The organism is Ruegeria sp. F5 (assembly GCF_056533845.1).
In genome coordinates, this window is the sequence record NZ_JBQFOU010000065.1 from 1 (window position 1) to 1,782 (window position 1,782).

Consider the following 1,782-nt stretch of genomic DNA (forward strand, 5'->3'; position numbering starts at 1 on the left):
ACCCGATATGACCGCTCCCCCAAAGTCTTCCTCTCAGCAATCGCCCTCGCCGCAACTGTCATCTATTGGTTATGAGTCCTGAGCCTAGGTGCCCGTGAGCATTCTATGTACCTGTTACCAATTGGCTGAAATGCTCGGAACAGATTGCACATTGGTTCATCCATGTAACTTTTCCGTTGTCTGGAAGCTACAGCTAAACCCATCGATCTAAAATCAGTGGTTCGCTATCATTTGAATCGCTTTGAGAAACGTTTTCGCGTCGGTTCCACCATTCAAGGGTGCCATTGAAGCAGACTTGTTGCCGGGGATGGTGTTGCTCAAATGCCCCCCAACTGAGTACTTCGGCAACACAAGATGGAACCGGTGGCGAAGTGTGTTGGCGATAGGTCGCCAATCGGCTTCAGAGTACTCTGATTTGCCTGTAACTTCCCAATCCCCCTGTGGACACAACCACAGCACCTTAGAAAACAGCTTCATATCCCCGATTTTTTCAATTTCCCAAAAAGTGCCTTTGTTCATAGACGGGATAACGATGCAATATTTTGCGCGACCCACTAGTTTTTCCACTAGGTCCTGCCATTCACGTTTCAGTGGCACACCGCCAAACCACCTATGGTCTCGTGACAGAGCAACTAGGGTTGCGCCATGCATTTCGACGCCATCTCTTATGACGATCTCAAATTGTATGTCTTTTTCAATCGCTGTGATATCTTTGGCGTTTTTAAGTTCCAAAGATCGATCAAAACTGAAAGGACGAAGGTACAGCACAAAATCATCCCAGTACCGACTTTTACTTTCTGCGATTGCTTTCGCTGTAAGACTTTCGACGACCTTTGTGCGAACCTGACTTTCAAACGAAGTCATCCTCATCCATAGAAGATAGGAAAAAAGTACCAAGAATAGGTCTGAAGCGAAAAGTGATAGAATATCGGGCCTGTAAGCTATCGAACTTAGGGCAGACGGCCAACCGCCGTATACCACCAAATTTATCAGCCAGAAGGCGTGAGCCATGGGTAAAGATACAAGTAAGGTGATGGCGATCACTTTGTCTCGTTGGACTTTTTGACGTCTCTTGGGCGAAACAAAGCAAGCCCAAAATTCGTTAATTAGAGCCAAACGCGAGAAATGCCGCTTCAACCGAAGTTCGGTTTCGATGGGTAACTCTGTTCTCGAAATCTTCATCTTTCAGTAACAAACTGGATAACAACTTGGTTTAGCTTCGCTTCTTTGATGCCATTTTTCCAGAGCAAACATAGTTATCTAAGAATTGGGCTGGCTGATGTCGTCAACATAAGGGTTTTTCGTTCGCTGATGCGCTGGCCGCACCGCCCAATCTCACTTTCCCCATGATGCGTTAGGTTAATCCTCGACAGTTCAAAAACTTACGCACTATTTCTCGAAGGTCGCCCTTCGCTAATATCGTGATATCAGGTTTTTAGCCCTAAACCGGCGTTCACGTTTATGGCTGACGGTGCTGACAGTGCAGGCGGTGATGTCACGTTTTTTGGTGGAGAGATTCGGCTTCACGAAGCATCAGAATGGGTGCACTAGAATAGCTGCAGTTTGCTGTTTGGCGTAGCACTGTTGTAGCACCGGGTGTGGCAGGCCAGAACGCAGGGAGCGCCCGTTGGGGCGCTAAGTATTTGATATCTGGCTGTGATTTTTGGTTGCGGGAGTAGGATTTGAACCTACGACCTTCAGGTTATGAGCCTGACGAGCTACCGGGCTGCTCCATCCCGCGACAGGGTCGAATAAGTGCGATATCGTTAGAGAGCTTGTGTG

1 protein-coding gene and 1 tRNA gene are annotated in these 1,782 nt (G+C 47.6%); both read right to left on the reverse strand.

What is annotated here, in order from left to right:
- Nucleotides 1-213: 213 nt before the first annotated feature.
- Entirely contained in the window at nt 214-1,044 is an 831-nt protein-coding gene (locus ACR0K1_RS25535; protein ID WP_480852312.1) for a hypothetical protein, read from the reverse strand.
- A 620-nt stretch (nt 1,045-1,664) separates the two neighbouring features.
- Nucleotides 1,665-1,741 (reverse strand) — tRNA-Met (locus ACR0K1_RS25540).
- Between the last annotated feature and the right edge of the window lie 41 nt (nt 1,742-1,782).